This window comes from Klebsiella sp. K5-204 (assembly GCF_030128585.1).
Classification (GTDB): domain Bacteria; phylum Pseudomonadota; class Gammaproteobacteria; order Enterobacterales; family Enterobacteriaceae; genus Klebsiella; species Klebsiella quasipneumoniae.
Map to the genome: position 1 here is coordinate 770,247 of NZ_JAKUZS010000001.1, position 16,334 is coordinate 786,580.

At 54.3% G+C, this 16,334-nt stretch carries 15 protein-coding genes and 1 pseudogene; 2 read left to right on the top strand and 14 right to left on the bottom strand.

Annotated elements, in window-relative coordinates; translation table 11 throughout:
- Positions 1 to 27: 27 nt before the first annotated feature.
- The 8 genes from MKR05_RS03850 to MKR05_RS03885 form a co-directional block, all read right to left on the bottom strand.
- Positions 28 to 963, bottom strand: coding sequence for an alpha/beta hydrolase (locus MKR05_RS03850; RefSeq protein WP_064157618.1), 936 nt, complete (start codon positions 961 to 963; stop codon positions 28 to 30).
- Between the two features lie 327 nt (positions 964 to 1,290).
- Complete coding sequence (locus MKR05_RS03855; protein WP_065812529.1) at positions 1,291 to 1,719, bottom strand: cyclophilin-like fold protein; 429 nt, start codon at positions 1,717 to 1,719, stop codon at positions 1,291 to 1,293.
- Between the two features lie 63 nt (positions 1,720 to 1,782).
- Positions 1,783 to 2,826, bottom strand: a complete 1,044-nt coding sequence (locus MKR05_RS03860; RefSeq protein ID WP_101997257.1) for an alpha/beta hydrolase — start codon at positions 2,824 to 2,826, stop codon at positions 1,783 to 1,785.
- Between the two features lie 85 nt (positions 2,827 to 2,911).
- Positions 2,912 to 4,120, bottom strand: a complete 1,209-nt coding sequence (locus MKR05_RS03865) for an MFS transporter (protein ID WP_101866600.1) — start codon at positions 4,118 to 4,120, stop codon at positions 2,912 to 2,914.
- 199 nt (positions 4,121 to 4,319) lie between these two features.
- Positions 4,320 to 5,057, bottom strand: a complete 738-nt coding sequence (locus MKR05_RS03870; protein WP_065812532.1) for an SDR family oxidoreductase — start codon at positions 5,055 to 5,057, stop codon at positions 4,320 to 4,322.
- A 22-nt stretch (positions 5,058 to 5,079) separates the two neighbouring features.
- Positions 5,080 to 5,856 carry a carboxymuconolactone decarboxylase family protein gene (locus tag MKR05_RS03875; protein ID WP_101866599.1) on the bottom strand — a complete coding sequence of 259 codons (777 nt, stop codon included), beginning with the start codon at positions 5,854 to 5,856 and terminating at the stop codon, positions 5,080 to 5,082.
- Between the two features lie 12 nt (positions 5,857 to 5,868).
- Entirely contained in the window at positions 5,869 to 6,327 is a 459-nt protein-coding gene (locus MKR05_RS03880) for a cupin domain-containing protein (RefSeq protein WP_101866598.1), read from the bottom strand.
- Between the two features lie 41 nt (positions 6,328 to 6,368).
- Complete coding sequence (locus MKR05_RS03885; RefSeq protein ID WP_202821060.1) at positions 6,369 to 7,583, bottom strand: NAD(P)-dependent alcohol dehydrogenase; 1,215 nt, start codon at positions 7,581 to 7,583, stop codon at positions 6,369 to 6,371.
- Between the two features lie 200 nt (positions 7,584 to 7,783).
- Between MKR05_RS03885 and MKR05_RS03890 the strand changes: the two genes are divergently transcribed.
- Together MKR05_RS03890 and MKR05_RS03895 are read left to right on the top strand one after the other, a co-directional pair.
- A complete protein-coding gene (locus MKR05_RS03890; protein ID WP_064157624.1) occupies positions 7,784 to 8,689 on the top strand; it encodes a LysR family transcriptional regulator in 906 nt (301 codons plus the stop codon).
- 90 nt (positions 8,690 to 8,779) lie between these two features.
- Positions 8,780 to 9,898 (top strand): annotated as a pseudogene (locus MKR05_RS03895) (Tn3 family transposase); the annotation flags it as partial.
- Between the two features lie 77 nt (positions 9,899 to 9,975).
- On the opposite strand, the gene MKR05_RS03900 reads toward MKR05_RS03895, so the two are convergent.
- The 6 genes from MKR05_RS03900 to MKR05_RS03925 form a co-directional block, all read right to left on the bottom strand.
- The gene (locus tag MKR05_RS03900; RefSeq protein ID WP_064157625.1) at positions 9,976 to 10,116 is read right to left on the bottom strand and encodes a hypothetical protein; all 141 of its coding nucleotides are present in this window, start codon (positions 10,114 to 10,116) and stop codon (positions 9,976 to 9,978) included.
- Between the two features lie 12 nt (positions 10,117 to 10,128).
- On the bottom strand, positions 10,129 to 10,380 hold the full coding sequence (locus MKR05_RS03905; protein ID WP_023289674.1) for a hypothetical protein: 252 nt from the start codon (positions 10,378 to 10,380) through the stop codon (positions 10,129 to 10,131).
- A gap of 428 nt (positions 10,381 to 10,808) precedes the next feature.
- Entirely contained in the window at positions 10,809 to 11,252 is a 444-nt protein-coding gene (locus MKR05_RS03910; RefSeq protein WP_032452832.1) for a PTS sugar transporter subunit IIA, read from the bottom strand.
- Positions 11,242 to 12,687, bottom strand: coding sequence for a sugar porter family MFS transporter (locus MKR05_RS03915; RefSeq protein WP_023289676.1), 1,446 nt, complete (start codon positions 12,685 to 12,687; stop codon positions 11,242 to 11,244). The genes MKR05_RS03910 and MKR05_RS03915 overlap by 11 nt, the downstream gene beginning before the upstream one ends.
- A gap of 723 nt (positions 12,688 to 13,410) precedes the next feature.
- Positions 13,411 to 14,739, bottom strand: a complete 1,329-nt coding sequence (locus MKR05_RS03920; RefSeq protein ID WP_044523044.1) for a 6-phospho-alpha-glucosidase — start codon at positions 14,737 to 14,739, stop codon at positions 13,411 to 13,413.
- An 11-nt stretch (positions 14,740 to 14,750) separates the two neighbouring features.
- A complete protein-coding gene (locus tag MKR05_RS03925) occupies positions 14,751 to 16,289 on the bottom strand; it encodes a PTS transporter subunit EIIC (protein ID WP_238875393.1) in 1,539 nt (512 codons plus the stop codon).
- Positions 16,290 to 16,334 lie beyond the last annotated feature (45 nt).

A 16,334-nucleotide genomic window follows, 5' to 3' on the forward strand; every position in this document is an offset into this window, starting at 1 on the left:
CGCCGTTGGCTGGTGGGCGCGGGATCGTTACTGATGCGCTAACGTAGGCTGCCCGGAAAGGTGCAGCAGCGCCGCGCGCAGGGAGACCTCGAACATCTGACCGTGCGTCAGGCCAGGGTAGCGCCAGAATTGCACCGTCAGACCGTTGCTGGCCAGCTGCTGCTGGGTCTGACGCAGTACGCCCAGGGAGGCTTCATGCCCGGAGGGCTCGCCAGCGGCTTTTCCGTCGCCTTCCAGCAGATACAGGGACGTCCCGGTAAACGCGGTGGCATCAAGGGGCTGGGTGTCCTTCAGGGGAGACGTCTGCGCCTGGCCAAGCGACGGGCTGGCAGAATAGTAGATCCTGAAAAGGGAGTGGTTTCGCCACGCGTCGAGTACAAACAGTCCGCCGTAAGAGTGGCCCCAGATAGCGCGCTGGCGGGGATCGATTTTCAGGTTAGCTTCTGTTTGCGGAACCATCGTTTCGCTCAGCAGCTGACGAAACAGATAGTTGCCCCCGGTTTTTCGCGGCGGCAGCGCGGTTTTCCCGGCGCGAGGTTCATGCGTCTTCAGCGGCGGAGTGTAATCCCAGGCCCGGGCGGCGGTATCGAAGGGCAGCGCCGTCTGGTAACCAATAGCGACGATGACCGGCGGGGAAGCGACGGAGAGCTGTTGCAGAAACGCGTCGTTGAGTTTATCCATCACCGCGTTGCCGTCCAGCATATACAGCACCGGGTAACCGGCGGCCGGCGGCGCTTTATCCGGCACCGCGGTCCACACCCGGTAATGGCGTTCGCCATCGGCAGAGTCGTACTGGCGCTGGGTAAAATGATAGAAAGCTGACCCTTTATCCGCAATATTCGGTCCCAGCGGCTGCAGATCCGGCCGGGCGAAACTGCCGCTGCTGTAGAAGAGCGCGCCTATCGCCAGCGTCAGCAATCCGTGCGTCTGCCGCGCTGTGATGATCCCTGAATCCTGCTTCACCTCGTCTGTCCCCCTGTTCTGTGTCATCTGGCGTTTTGCCTGGGCTGACACGTTAGCATAGCTTCATTGATAATGGTTCTCATTTCTTTTTATGCGCGCAGTAGCAGGTGGCATGCCGCTGAGGCTGGTGGCGGAATCAGGGGTCAGTTTGGATATCGAAAATTATTGTACGTTAAGGTTACTTTTTGTACTCATAGGCTGTGGTAAGGGAGATTGACCATGTTGACAGGCAGCTTTGAGCGAAACGGACGCTGACCCAGACACCTAAGTTATGCTCAATGAAGACAAATAATGTTACTGCATCAAATTATCGAAATTGAATCGCAATCAATGTGCCATCTCAAATGTCACATCAATATTACCCGTATGCCTGAAAATCCCAACCCCAGAGTGGATACGGCCCACTTTCTGAAGATTACCGATCTGTTCATTGTTCTGTTTGTACATGATGACGAAGCTGTGGCGGGGTGCCCAGTAAACAATATCTCCCACTTCATAACCGCTGGTTTTCGTTTCGTTTGCGGGCAGCGCATCCGGGAACCGGTAGCACATTTCACGTCCATATAAATCTTCCATGGGCAGCGTCAGCGGGAAACGAGAGACCAGAGCCCGGGTGGTGGCATTGTCATAAAACGTTGCCGTCATCACCTGGTCACCGGCAGTGATCTTGACCCGGATACCTTCGAACTCGGTACCCACAGATGAGAATGACACAGCCGTCAGGGAAGCCAGAGCAAGCATGACTGGTTTGAACATAAAACTCTCCGTTGTTTTTTTTCAGGAATAACGGCACTGCAACAGTGCCGTTCAAATAGCGCATTATTTATCTTTTTTCAGATTGGTGTTAAAAAATGACACCAGCTTGTCCCACGGGATGAGTTCAGTGCGGTCATACAGGTCGATACGGTTAGCCCCCTTAATTTCCACAAGCTCTTTCGGCTCTGCCGCCATTTTATAGGCGGTATCGGTATAAGTGCGTGATGGTGCCGCATCACCCACGACAAAGAGTATTGGTCGCGGTGAAATGGACTCGATATCGATGAACGGATGGAAGTTCATGAATTTCGCATAGGTCGCTGGTGTTGAGCGGCGATCGTTGGATGCCACCTTGCCGCGCTCTGTCTGATAAAAATCATTGGACTCTTTACCTTCGATGAACACCGGATCGTTTTGCCCCGGACCATAGACGGGTTGCCCGGTTTCAGCGGTTTTGTAGCGTTGATCTGCAGCAATCGCCAGGTCCTTGTTTCTCATCTCCAAGGTCCGCTCATGGTTCAGACCAGTACGGAAATATTCGCCCATGTCGTACATGCTAACAGTCGCGAGTGCCTTAATGCGGGGATCAATTTTTGTCGCGGCGATGGCAAAGCCGCCGCTACCGCAGATACCTATCACGCCTATTTTTTCACGATCCACAAATGCGCGCGTTCCGAGGAAATCAACTGCGGCGCTGAAGTTTTCTGCATAAACATCAGGCAGCACGGCGCCACGCGGCGTACCTGAACTCTCTCCCCAGAAGGACTGGTCGAAGGACAGCGCAACAAATCCGGCTTCTGCCATTTTAGTTGCATAGAGGTTAGCAGCCTGCTGTCTTACTGCGGCAAAAGGATGGCCGACAATAAGGGCATCATATTTTTTACCGGCCTCCATAGTGCGGGGAGTAAATAACGTGCCGGTGATTTCCATACCGTAAATATTTTTGAATTTAACGGTTTCAGTCTTCACCTTATCGCTTTTATAGAAATTATTCGCACCGTGGGACATATCAGCAGCGACGGCTGTGCTTGCCCCTATACCCAAAGCAACGCTCAGTATTGTCAGCGCGGCCAGGGTTTTTAATTTCCCTTTTGAATGCAGTTTCATATTACCTCCTGAATTAAATAACGGTGTTAAGACAAACGGAGTGAAGAATCCGGAGAACAATAAACCTCCGGATAGCAGGACCTTTTCAGGCCGGATTTTGTTTACTCTGGTCCGGGCGTTTTAACAGCAGGGATGCCACCACAGCAGTGGACAGCACTGCCAGCGCGCCGGCCAGGAATATCGCGTTCAGCCCAAGATGTCCTCCTACCCAGCCGAGAGCAGGACTGCCGATCGCCATCGCCACGTCAAGAAATGCTGTGTAGATGCCCATCACCATGCCGCGGTTCTGGGGCGTTGAACCACTGATGGCTTCGATACCGAGGCCCGGGTAAACCAGTGAGTAGCCAAAACCGGCTAACGCTGAACCGATAGTCGCAATCAGGGACGTACCCGCAAGCCATATCAGAAAGAGCCCGGCGGCCTGAACGAGCACAAAAATCAGCGCAATACGTGCGCCACCAAAGCGATCTGGCAGATGACCGGCAACGATTCTGGCAACAATCAGCGCAACGCCAAAGGCCGTGAATGCCATCCAGACGGGCTGCCAGTTCATGGCGCTGTAATAAAGTGAGCTGAAGGCCAGGATGGTACAGTAGCCCGTGCTGGCAAGCGCGGCGCCCAGTCCGGGTAACCAGACCGCGTGCATGACGGAGCCAAAGGTTGCCTGCGCGGCATGTGGATGGGGCGCAACTGCGGGCATGCGTGCAAGATACGCCAGTACCAGTAAAGGAAGTAGAAACGTCAGCAGTGCGATCGCCTCAAAGCCGAAAGCATCAAATAACAACGTCCCCACCGGTCCGCCGAGAGCCATAGCGGCAAACATCGCGGTACCCACCCAGGCGATAACCTTACCTGCATGCTCCTTATCCACGAGGGCCAGACCCCATGCCACGGCACCGGTAATGATGAAGCTTTCCGCCCCGCCCAGTATTGCGCGCCCGGCAAGCAAAACACCCACAGACAGTACCGGCATGCCGACGAACCAGAGCGACACCTGGTACAGTAGTCCTGAAACGGCAGCAGCGATAAGCCCGGCCACCACGCCCTTTTTGGCGCCGCGCTTGTCCGAATAGCTCCCGGACCACACCCGGGAAATAAGCGATGCAGCAAACTGTGCCCCGGCGACCAGGCCCACGATAAAGGTCCCGAACCCCAGGTCATTTTTGACATGCAGCGGCAGGACAGGAAGTGCCACACCGATAATAATAAAGCCGACCAGTACCGCAGCCATCACCGGCATCAGTGCAGAGACAACACCGGCACCGGAGATTGTGTGAGAATGTTTTACAGGCATACAAATCAGCCCCTTACCTTTTAATAAACAGAATGTCGTATACGCGTATGGATTTTTCGGGCGCGAAGTAGCCCGCAGAAAATTCGGGTTTGAATTTCCTGTGTTGAAAGATGCGTTATCTGGTAATGCTCTTTTTATATCCGGATGATATAAACTATCCGGATATAAGGCAGACGTCAGCTACCCGTCTGATTGTGTTTTAATAAACCTGTACGGTCGGCCGGAAAAGTATTTCGTTAACATCCACGTCGTCAGGCTGGCTGATGGCAAATGCGACGACCCGTGCAAAAGCCTCTGCAGGGATTGCATTCTCGTAGGTTTTCGACATACCTTTCGCAATATCTTCGTCGGTGATGGTTTTAGTCAGTTCGGTATCTACCGCGCCGGGTGAAACAATAGTTGTGCGGATATTCCAGGGTTTCACTTCCTGACGCAGGCCTTCTGAAATAGCGCGGATGGCCCATTTCGTTCCTGCATATACAGCACCGCCGGGCCCAACCTTATGTCCGGCTACGGACGATACGTTGATAAACTGTCCCGACTTCTGGGCTTTCATATACGGCAGCGCGGCGGCGATACCGTAAAGTACACCCTTAATGTTCACGTCGATCATCCGGTCCCATTCATCCACCTTCAGCTTGTCGAGCATGGAGCTCGGCATTAAGCCGGCATTATTAATAATGACGTCAATACGGCCGTGCAGCTCTACCGCCCGGTCAACAAGGGCCTGGACCTGAGTGCGGTCCGTCACGTCGGTGCGCAGTACTGCTTTGGTATCCAGCCCCAGTTCGCCGGCAAGTTGCTCAAGCTTCTCAATACGTCGCGCGCCCAGAACAACTTTTGCGCCCAGTTTCGACAGGTGTCGGGCTGTTTCTGCTCCCAGGCCGCTGCTGGCACCGGTGATGACGATGATTTTGTTATCAATACCCTGAGACATACTGTCCTCCTGTAAGGAATGGTTATTTCGATTCACGCTGCTCAAACACCGTTTTGAAAATCTGCGCTGCTGAGAAAGCATTAGGCCACCCAGCATAATACGCAAGATGACTCAGTGCGCCTGAAGCCTGCAGCCGGGTCAGGCCGTTATCCATTGCCCGGTTAAGGTGCGGCGAAATTTGCTGTACCTGCCCGTTTGCAATCAGGGCAGACAGGGTCACCAGACTTCTGTCCCGTGGTGCAAGCCCGGGACGCAGCCACAACTCCCGGAAAAGCACGTCGGTGGTGTCGCTGACAAGCCCCGGCACCGCGCTACCGATACTCTGTTCTACGCGTGCAGCGCGAGCTGCTTCAGCTTTTTCATCGATCGGCAGCAGCGCCTCCTCCGCGCGAGGAAGCTGTTCAGCGTTAATTCCTTTTTGCAGGAATATCTCTTTCGTTACCGCTGCGGCCGCAATGGCATTGCCCCAGCCGGCATAGAACGCCAGCTGCGTGATGGTTTCGGAAAGCTCAGCCGGCTTAACACCGTTTTTCAGCGCCAGCTCCAGCTGCTCCGGTAAAAGTACGGTCTGATTCCGGGCAATAACCGCTGCAACGGTAACGAGGCTGCGATCGCGTGGCGACAAATCGTTTCTTTTCCAGAGGTCTCCTGCCAGCCTGGTGCTCGCATAGCGTTCGAGTGCGGGAGATACTGCCTCTGTGTCGGTGTCTGACAGCGGGCCCCGCCGTGCCCCCGTTTCTGCAATGGCGCCAGCCGATCCGAGAGAAAGCGCCAGCGCAACTGCCGTTGAAGTTTTCATCTGACCTCCGGATTACTGATACTGTTCGTCGGAGACGGGCTCCTGCCAGTCCACGTTTTTACCGTCCACCATATACGTCATGGCCAGATGGCTCATGGGGGACGTCGCCGTGGCGCCATGCCAGTGGCGAACGGTCGCAGGGATCCAGACGACATCCCCGGGGGCTATATCCTGACGAGCCTTACCTTCTTCCTGAACCCAGCCTTTGCCTGCCGTAACGATCAGCAACTGTCCGGCAGGGTGAGTATGCCAGGCCGTGCGCGCCCCCGGGGCGAAATCCACCTGGCCCAGATTGGCACGCGTGGACTCGTTTGGCGGCAACAACGGGCTGACAACTGCATGACCCGAGAAGTTATCGGCCTTGCCGACGACAGAAGGGGTCTGCCCGTTACGACGGATTTCGATACTTTCGGCAGAAACCTGGGTGGTACCCAGTACGGACATGGCTGCTGCAGCAATAATCGCTTTCATCTTTCACCTCGCTGGTTACTTTCGGCTAAATGGGTGTCTGCTTACGTAAAGTCCACAACAAAACGATAACGAATGTCTTTTGCTTTGATTCGCTCAAAGGCGCGATCTATCTGGTCGGGCTTTATCAGCTCGATATCGGCCACAATGTTACGGCGGGCACAGAAATCGATGAACTCCTGAGTTTCTGCCATGCCACCCATCAGTGATGCTGAGACCTGCCGACGCTGAAGCCACAGCCCGGAACCGCGGACGTCTTCTATCGGTTCACGGGCTCCGACGATGACGTAGGTACCATCCAGGCGAAGCATATTAGTAATCGGATGAGTGGGGACGCTCGTCGGCACCGTTGATATAAGAAAATCAAACTGGTTCGCATAAGGCTTCAGGGCGTCAGGATCGTTCCAGACAACAGCCTCCCGGGCCCCCATTTTTTTCGCGTCCGTGACTTTTCCTGGAGTGGTGGTGAATACCGTAACATCAGCCCTGCGCGCGACGGCCAGCTTGACGGCCAGATGCCCGAGCCCGCCCATGCCAATAACCCCGACCCGTTGCCCGGCTTCAACCGACCAGTGCTCAAGGGGTGAGAAGGTGGTGATGCCGGCGCACATTAACGGTGCCGCAGCGGCAAGATTCATTCCCGGTGGGATGCGAACGGTAAAACGTTCGGGGATCACCACACGCTGGGAAAAACCGCCATAGTTATAGCCGCCCGAAATTTTATCCGGCGAGTTGAAATTCAGCGTCCAGCCTTTCAGGCAGTACTGTTCCAGATCGTTAACGCAGCTCTCGCATTCTCCGCAGGAATCAATCATGGCACCGGCACCCGCAATATCACCCGGCCGGAATTTCGTCACGGCGCTTCCGATGGCGGCGACACGCCCGATGATCTCATGCCCCGGAACACAGGGATAATTGGTGGCAGGGTAAGGCGCCCCCCATTCCTGCCTGGCGATATGAATATCTGAATGACAGATAGCACAGTACATAATGTCGATGAGGACATCGTTCGGACGAAGTGCCCGGCGGGGAATTTCCAGGGGAACAAATGGCCCCTCCGGATCCCTGTTGCCCCAGGCACGAACACGCCAGGGTCCATTACCTGCCTGAGCGGCAGATTCCTGTGCCTGTACCTTTCCCGGCATGACCGCCAGCGTTGATGCTGCAGCAAGGCCGGCCCCGGCCATCAGAACCTTTCTCCGGGTCGGGGACGCTGGCGCGTCCGGATGACTGTTGTCTTCACATTTTCCGCACATCATTAACCTCCGTTTATCTGCCGTCTTGTTTCATAAATTATTGGCGCATCCGCAATCCGGATTGTGGCATCGGGAATGCTGACGTTTTTATTGCATTACAGTCGTCAGGCCTGATTAATTAGTGAACGGAAGAAAGTATATCGGAGGACTTATTAAGTGATTAGAGGGTAATATGAGATTGAAATTATAAGGAGAGCTTCTTAATGTCCGATCAGAATCTCAATGACCTTGCTGCCTTTATGGTGGTTGCGAAGGAGCAAAACTTTACGCGTGCGGCAAAACGACTGGGCATTTCACAGTCCGCACTGAGCCAGACGGTTCGGGGGCTGGAGGCTCAGCTTGGCCTCCGCTTGCTCAACCGAACCACCCGGCGTGTTGTGCCCACAGAAGCCGGAGAGCGGCTAATGGCCTCCGTGGGGCCGCAAATTGAGGATATCCAGCGCCAGTTAATGGTGCTGAGTGAACTCCGCGATAAGCCTGCGGGTACGATACGGCTTACGGCAACAGAGTATGCAGCAGAGTCAGTTCTGTGGCCGGCGGTATCCCGCCTGGTAAAAGCCTATCCGGATATTAAGGTTGAAATCCTGACGGATTATGGTCTGACCGATATTGTGAGGGACCGTTTTGATGCTGGAGTTCGTCCTGGTGAAACCATTGCAAAGGATATGATTGCCGTTCGTATTGCACCAGATATGCGCATGGCGGTTGCCGGTTCTCCAGCCTATTTCAATGACAGACCTGTACCAGGTACGCCACAGGAACTTACCGATCACAGCTGTATTAATCTTCGACTCTCCGGTCATGGAGGACTCTATGCGTGGGAATTTGAGAAAGACGGGCGTGAGCTGAATGTGCGGGTTGATGGTCAGTTGGTCTTCAACACAGGAAGCATGATACTTAGAGCTGCACTTGAAGGGCGGGGTCTTGCGTATCTTCCTGAAGGGCAGCTGGAACCTTATATCTCATCCGGACAACTGGTTCGCGTTCTGGAAGAGTGGTGTGAACCTTACTCCGGGTACCATCTTTACTATCCAAGCCACCGCCAGCCAACGCCAGCATTTAGCTTGCTGGTTGATGAGCTACGCTATTCAACTCGCAAACAGCTATAAGATAATAAAGAGCAGCATCTAAATTAGAGTTTAGATGGTAAATGAATGTTCGCTTCTGGCACGCAGCGGACTTCATCAGAACGCCAGTAATTGGCGGAAGCCTGCCCCGGAAGCACCAAATCATCACTGGAAGATATCCAGGCATGGTACATCCGCGACGAAACCTATTCAGCAGCCCTCGCAGAGCTGGTAAACGCGCAGGGGAAAAGACCACTGGCGGCATTCTGGGGAGACGGGACAACGTCATCATCAGATGGACAGAATTTCAGAACAGGCAGCTCAGGCCGCTACGCAGGGCAGGTTAACCCGAAATATGGGCAGGAGCCTGGGCGTCAGTTTTATACCCATATATCGGATCAATACAGCCCGTTTTACACCTGTATAATCAGTCGGGTCAGGGATTCAACCCATGTGCTAGATGGCCTGCTGTACCACGAAAGTGACCTGGAAATCAGGGAGCATTACACCGATACCGCGGGTTTCACCGATCATGTCTTTGCCCTGATGCATCTGCTGGGATTTGCGTTCTGTCCACGAATCAGGGATCTCCACGACAAGAAGCTATTTATCAAAGGGAAAGCGGACCAGTACCCGGCGCTTCAGTCACTGATATCAACGACCAGTCTGAATCTGAAAGAGATCGAAATTCACTGGCGTGAAGTGCTGCGTTTGGCGACCTCGATAAAGCAGGGAACCGTGACAGCATCTCTGATGCTGAAAAAGCTAGCCAGCTACCCTAAGCAAAACGGACTTGCCAAAGCACTGAGAGAAATTGGCCGCATTGAGCGAACGCTGTTTATGCTCGACTGGTTCCGCAATCCGGCTCTGCGTCGGCGGGTACAGGCAGGGCTGAATAAAGGTGAAGCCCGTAACGCGCTGGCGCGTGCGGTATTTATGCACCGGCTGGGAGAAATCAGGGACAGAAAACCGGAAAATCAGAGCTATCGCGCCAGCGGACTGACACTGCTGACGGCTGCCATATCCCTGTGGAATACCGTCTATATGGAAAGAGCGGTCGATGCCCTGAAGCGCAAAGGGGTAAAGATCAACGAGCAACTACTATCGCATTTGTCCCCGTTAGGCTGGGAACACATCAATCCGACAGGTGATTATATATGGAAAAGCAACCGAATACCGGCTTCCGGTAAGTTTCGCCGGCTGAGGCCCGCTAAAGTAGAAAGGTCAAAAAATAACCTTAACGTACAATAATTTTCGATATCCAAACTGACCCCAATCAGACCAACAGGAGAAGAGATAGCCGCCTGTTGGCGGCCATGGGAGAAAGGTCAGGAACGATCGTGAAGGGTGCTCAGCAGTTTTTTGACCAGCGGGGTAAGCGCAATAAACAGCAGAGCAATCATCACGACCAGCAAGAGCGCGAGCCCTTTATGGTGAGTGATAAGCACCCACAGCATCGCCAGCGTCATGGGCATGCTCCTTTAATAACGGTATTCACCACCGCTCAGGTGAATGAAATTCAACAGAATGGTCATGACCACCCAGGCCAGCAGCAGAAAGCGTCGTCTGTCCCGCCGCGCTTCCAGGGCGGCGAAATAATTAGCGCTATACCAGGTCGATATAATAATAGCCAGCGTGATGATGACCTGCCAGACCGCTTGACGATAGCCTGTCACGACGCTTATCCCGCGAAAGCAAAGGACGATCGCGATACCGTTAAGCGCGTTACACATCAGCCATCCCCACAGGCTTGCGGGCCGGCTAAATAAATATCCAAATCGTAAAACCAATGTCGTATACACCTTGCCAAAATAATCGCGCTGTAAAATGCATTTTAACCATGAAAGAGGTATTGATTTAAATCAAAACTAATGGGATAGCGCAGGAATTACTGGCGCGCGGCACTCGCGGCCTGATTGAAAAAACAGAGGGTAAAACACTGATCAAATTCTTAACATTTTGTTTTTATTTATGAATTTAGTGCATCAGATAAGGGGGTTGCATAATAAATAGATTTGATAGCAATTTAATATGCGTTAATTTCCCCGGTTATTATTGTGATTGACGTGATAACGGGGAAAATTAGATTTTTCGCAATGTCTGTTTGCTGCCAGACCAATAAATGGAGGGGCCGGGGGCAGCGCCCCGGCCGGTGGCGCACTTAATGGGGCAGCGCGTTATGCTGGAGGATCTTCAGGAAGTCATTTTTGTCAGAGATTAATGACAGCGCATTCGCGATCAGCTCATCGCTGAATATCGAGGCAATTTCTTTGAGCACGTCAATATGCTCTTTCTCTTTCGCAATCACGCCAATGGCAATAAACATCACGTTGCCGCGATCCCAGATAACGCCATCAGGAAACTGAAAGATCTCAATCCCGGTTTTAAGGATGATATCCGTCGCTGATTTCGGCAGATGCGGCAGGGTGATGCCATTGCCCAAAAAAGTGGAAACCTGATGTTCACGCTCCAGCAGAAAGTGAACGCACTCCTGATTGACATAGCCTTTGGCTTTACACTCCGCGCCAATCATGGCGATGACTTCCGCTTTATTACTGGCCTTGCAGCCGATGTGCAGATTATCCAGCGTGATGTTATCGATCATAGCCAACCTCCCTGGTGAGACGAGTGGATTTTTTATCCTCATGATTCGCTGACAGCTCTGCTTCTAACTGCTCCAGCGATTTATTGGAGGTCTCCGGCAGGGCGAACACCACGAACAGAATCGCCAAATAGTTGATGGCCGCGAAGATGAAGAAGACCGGCCCCAGGCCCAGTTTCGCCTGCAGCAGCGGGAACAGGTAGCTGACTACCGCGTTCATGATCCACATGAAAAATACCGAGATCCCCATCGACAGTCCGCGGAATTTCAGCGGGAACAGCTCAGCTAATACCACCCAGGTGATAAAGCCCATCGAGCCCTGCATCACGCCGACGAACAGCGCGCCCAGCAGCCAGATAGCGGTGGCTTTCAGATCGCCCACCAGGGTGTAGTCAACCGCGGCGATAATCAGATGCAGCGTGGCCATAATGGCGAAGCCGTAGATGATGATCGTCTTACGTTTGAAGCGGTCGACAAGGAACAGCACGCCAATCAGCATACCGCCGACGGAGAAGACACCGTTCAGCACGTTACAGATCAGTGAGGTACGCTCTGAGAAGCCGGCGGCACTCAGGATTTCCGTACCGTAATACATAATGACGTTCACCCCGGTGGTTTGCTGCAGTGCGGCCCAGGTAATGCCCACCAGCAAAATTTTGAGGATCCATGGCGTTTTGAGGATAGTGGTGAAGGTGTTCTGAGTGCTGTACTTATTGCCGGCTTCAATTTTGATCAGGGTGGAGATGTCGTCATACTCTTTCTGTGCGCGTTCCGCCGGGCGGATCTGTTTGAGAATATGCAGCGCTTCTTCGTGGCGGTTTTTGCTGATCAGCCAGCGCGGACTTTCCGGCGCGCGCCACATACCAACAAACAGGCAGATAGCGGGGATCGCCTGCACTAACAGCATATAGCGCCAGACGTCCGGCAGATGGCCCCAGATGATGCCAATGATCGCGTTAATGGCAAACGCCGCCAGCTGGCCGATAACGATGGCGACTTCATTCAGGCCGGTCAGCTTGCCGCGCATCTCGGTGGGCGCCACTTCAGAAATAAAGGTCGGAGCGGTAACCGAGGCGCCGCCGACGGCGTACCCCAGCAGGGCGCGGGCAATCAGCAGGGTGGTGATATCGGGAGCCGCGGCGGAAAGCAGAGCGCCGATGAGAAAGATAAAGGAGAGGAAGAGTAAGTATTTGCGCCGGCCGAAGTAGTCGGCAAACTTGCCGCCAAACACGCTGCCCAGCGCGGCGCCGACCAGCAGGACGCTCATCACCAGCCCTTCGGTGGTCGGGGTCAGCGCCATGTACTGCTTCAGTGAGGAAAAGGCGCCGTTGATAACGCCAGTGTCGTAACCGAAAAGCAGCCCGCCGAAGGTGGCCACTAAGGTGATCTGATGAAGTCGTTTTCTCTGTTGCTGGTTCAGGTTTGTTATAAATGACATGGTAGTCCCTTTATTTTGTTGAACGACACAAGATAAAAATACATCTCCCCAGTCAGGATTTATCACGCCTGTGTTGTCGTATCTAACTGAATTCAATGATTTTCTTCTTTGTGTAATTGCTCAGCACATGGCAGGGTACGCTAAGCAATGGCGGTCAAAGAGGTTTACGGCTTGGTGGTGATATGGATGTTGTCGATATCCGTTCTCCTTTTCGGGGTTAGCGGTCTTCAGTGCGTCGGCAGGACAGCGCCCTGGTGTGGCATGTTGCTGTCGTTCCGGCGATTTACTGTGATAAGAATATGGCACAAAGAAATGGAACGAGCATGCTACAAGATCACATTATGAAAATTTAATTTCAAATCAGTGTTGCAGGAAGGTAAATACATGAAGCCAATCACAATGGCATGCAGCGCGATATCCCCATGAAAAGGGGTTAATTTTGCGAGTGAGTAATAATGATGTTGTTTTCAGTGGGTTAATGTAACTCAAAGAATACAACGCAGATCACATTTTTACGCCATAATATCGAAGAATAGAATTTATATTTCATTACTCCGATTAGGGAAAAGCGTGGCTGGCGACTCTGGGGCGTCGGTCTGGAGGGGGTAGCGCAGGCCATTGACGCGTCTGTGCCGAAGGAAGGTTATGAGGCAGGTATCGCGGGACGGGTGCCGCTGATAACCCTGCGGAGAGAAGGTATCCCGGCAGGGTTGCGGCAAAAAATCAGTGCAGCGCGGGCCAGTAACCTTCGTTGGCGACGATCAGCTCATCGAGGATCGCTTTCGCCACCGCGGCGCTGGGCACCGTTTTCGACAGGGTGATGGCCTGCCACAGTTTCTGGTAGCTGCCCTCGATCCAGGCGTCAACCACCAGCTTCTCCACCGCCACCTGCTGCTCCATCAACCCTTTCTGGAACGATGGGATTTTTCCCATCGCCAGCGGTTCCGGGCCGTTGACGCCCACCAGGCAGGGGACTTCCACCATCGCCGTTTCGTCAAAGTTGGCGATTGCCCCGTTGTTCTCCACGATCAACAGCATCCGCTCCTGGGTGTTAAAGGCGATGGCGCAGGCGAGGTCGACGATGAAAGTGGCATGGGCCCCGGCGTGGAAATGCGCGCCTTCCGCGGTGCCGCGACGGGTGATCTCCCGGGCCATATCGAAGACCTCTTTTTCACGCCCGGCCATCACCTCGTTGGCCCGCGTAAAGTCCGGGTCAGAGTGCGCCACCTCGTAGTCAGGGTAGAGGTAGTATTTCAGGTAAGTGTTAGGCAGGGTCAGGGGATCAAGGGCAAACACATCCTTCACCTTTTTAAAGGTCTCGATCCAGCTCGGCGCCTTATGCTGAAAATCCTCTTTTGGGCTACTGTAACCCTGCTCCGCCACGTGACGCTTCAGCGCCGGCATCAGATCGTTACCGGCTTTATCGGTGATGCTGGTCCACCAGCCAAAATGATTCAGGCCATAGTAGCGGACGTTCAGTGCCTTGCGGGACGGCAGACCGAGGATGTCGGCAAACAGCCCCTCGATGGCCACCGGCATATCGCAGATGTTGATAATGCGCGCGTCGGGACGCAGGCGACGGGTCGCTTCCGCGACGATGGCCGCCGGGTTGGAGTAGTTGAGCATCCACGCCCCCGGGGCGTACTGCTGCATATAATCGACCAGCTCCAGTACGCCGGCAATCGAGCGCATACCGTAGGCGATCCCCCCCGGCCCACAGGTTTCCTGGCCCGGCACGCCATATTTCAGCGGGATCTTTTCATCCTTTTCCCGCATCTCATACAGGCCAACGCGAATATGCGCCATCACAAAATCAACGTCGGTGAAGGCCGCCTGCGGATCGGTGGTATAGCTGAACTTCACCTGCGGGAAGCGTTCAGCCACCAGAATGGCGCAGGCGTCGCCGATGGTCTTCTGACGCTCCTGATGGTTATCGTACAGACGGATCTCCCGCAGGGGAAAGCGCGCCATATTTTCCAGCAGCATCATGACAATCCCTGGCGTGTAGGTACTCCCGCCGCCGGCAATCGTGACCACAAAGTTATCTTTCATTTACCACCTCGTTATTCAGTTACACCCAGACTGGCGTTGACCGCCGTTCGAATTTTGTTAACCCCCAGGCCATAGATCACCTGGACATGATTGCCTTTAATCAGCACGCTGCTCCCGCCGCTCTCTTTCAACAGCGTCTGCTTGATGAGAGCAGGGTCGCGCACATCGACCCGCAGACGGGTAAAACAGTTTTCCACCGTACAAACATTCTCTTTACCGCCCAGCCCCGCAATCACCAGCGCGCCTTTGTCTGAATCGCCATGCGCCTGATCCGTCTGTGGGGAAGACGCCGCATCGGCAGCGGCTTCGCGCCCCGGGGTAAGCATTCGCAGGCGGGTAATGCAGAAGGTGCCGACCAGGTACATGGTGGCGGTTTCCAGCAGGCCGAGCAGGACAAATACCGGCCAGCGCGTCACGCTGGCGCCGGCGGGCAGGTTATAGACGACAAAATCGATAAGACCGTTAGTGGCGCAGACCCGCACGTGAAGCAGCCAGGCCAGCATCTGGAAGAAACCGTCCAGCAGGGAGTAGATAAGCCACAGCAGCGGGGCGGTGAAGATAAAGAGAAACTCAAACGGTTCGGTGATCCCCACCAGCACTGAGGTGACAATTAAGGGGATCAGCGTGACTTTGAGTCGCTGTTTATTCTCCGGTTTCGCCGTGCGGTAGAAGGCGAGCGCCATCCCGGCGGTGCCAAAAATCTTCACCATCCCATAGGTTAAAAAGCGGGCGGAATCACTGAGCGCGTCAACGGGATGACGGGCGATTTCGGCGAGGAAAATAGGCTTGGCGCCAATGACGGTCTGGCCATCAATCAGCAACTGACCGCCGATAGAGGTAAAGACGAACGGCGACCAGATCAGATGATGCAGCCCGGTGGGGATCAGGAAGCGGTTGAGGAAGCCGTACAGGAAGACCCCGATGGCGCCAAACGATTTCATAAAGCCGGTCAGCGCCGAGATGCCCAGCTCCACCACCGGCCAGAGATAGACGGTGGCGATAGCAAACAGGCCCACCAGCGGCAGCATCACGATCAGCACCAGCTTGCTGTTGCCGTAGATCGACAGCGCGCCGCGAAATTCGATGCCGACCACGCGATTGTGAACAAAGGCGACAGCGCAGCCAAGGATAATACCGAGGAACACGCCCATATCGATAACCTGAAAACCGAAGATGTAGGTTTGTCCGCTGCCATACAGTTGCGCGTTGGTGGCCCCGGTCGCCAGGCGATGGGTCAGGGTCAGCCAGCTGTTGTTCGCCGCCAGGTAGACCAGCCAGGTCATGGCCGCCACGAATACGGCTTCGGCTTTGCGGGTTTTCGCCAGACCGCTTGCCAGCCCGAGGCAGAACAGAAACCCGAGATTGTTCATCAGCGCCCAGAGCATGCTGGAGACGAATTTCCCTAACAAATAGATCCCGCTGCTTTCCTCCACCCACAGCCGGTTGGTGGTCATGCTGAACAGGGCGATCAACAGGCCGATAGCCGGCAGATACAGCACCGGCCCGATCATCGCCTTGGAAAAGTCCTGAAGCTTTTTCACGCCAATCATGGTTGTCCTCTCGTCTTCATAGCCCGCTGTCATCACCTGATCAAT

Coding starts and splice junctions, on each gene's coding strand:
- MKR05_RS03905 (WP_023289674.1), bottom strand. CDS start 10,380: ATGTGTAACGCGCTTAACGGTATCGCGATCGTCCTTTGCTTTCGCGGG.
- MKR05_RS03855 (WP_065812529.1), bottom strand. CDS start 1,719: ATGTTCAAACCAGTCATGCTTGCTCTGGCTTCCCTGACGGCTGTGTCA.
- MKR05_RS03900 (WP_064157625.1), bottom strand. CDS start 10,116: ATGACGCTGGCGATGCTGTGGGTGCTTATCACTCACCATAAAGGGCTC.
- MKR05_RS03875 (WP_101866599.1), bottom strand. CDS start 5,856: ATGAAAACTTCAACGGCAGTTGCGCTGGCGCTTTCTCTCGGATCGGCT.
- MKR05_RS03885 (WP_202821060.1), bottom strand. CDS start 7,583: ATGATGTGCGGAAAATGTGAAGACAACAGTCATCCGGACGCGCCAGCG.
- MKR05_RS03880 (WP_101866598.1), bottom strand. CDS start 6,327: ATGAAAGCGATTATTGCTGCAGCAGCCATGTCCGTACTGGGTACCACC.
- MKR05_RS03910 (WP_032452832.1), bottom strand. CDS start 11,252: ATGATCGATAACATCACGCTGGATAATCTGCACATCGGCTGCAAGGCC.
- MKR05_RS03870 (WP_065812532.1), bottom strand. CDS start 5,057: ATGTCTCAGGGTATTGATAACAAAATCATCGTCATCACCGGTGCCAGC.
- MKR05_RS03860 (WP_101997257.1), bottom strand. CDS start 2,826: ATGAAACTGCATTCAAAAGGGAAATTAAAAACCCTGGCCGCGCTGACA.
- MKR05_RS03920 (WP_044523044.1), bottom strand. CDS start 14,739: ATGAAAGATAACTTTGTGGTCACGATTGCCGGCGGCGGGAGTACCTAC.
- MKR05_RS03890 (WP_064157624.1), top strand. CDS start 7,784: ATGTCCGATCAGAATCTCAATGACCTTGCTGCCTTTATGGTGGTTGCG.
- MKR05_RS03865 (WP_101866600.1), bottom strand. CDS start 4,120: ATGCCTGTAAAACATTCTCACACAATCTCCGGTGCCGGTGTTGTCTCT.
- MKR05_RS03925 (WP_238875393.1), bottom strand. CDS start 16,289: ATGATTGGCGTGAAAAAGCTTCAGGACTTTTCCAAGGCGATGATCGGG.
- MKR05_RS03915 (WP_023289676.1), bottom strand. CDS start 12,687: ATGTCATTTATAACAAACCTGAACCAGCAACAGAGAAAACGACTTCAT.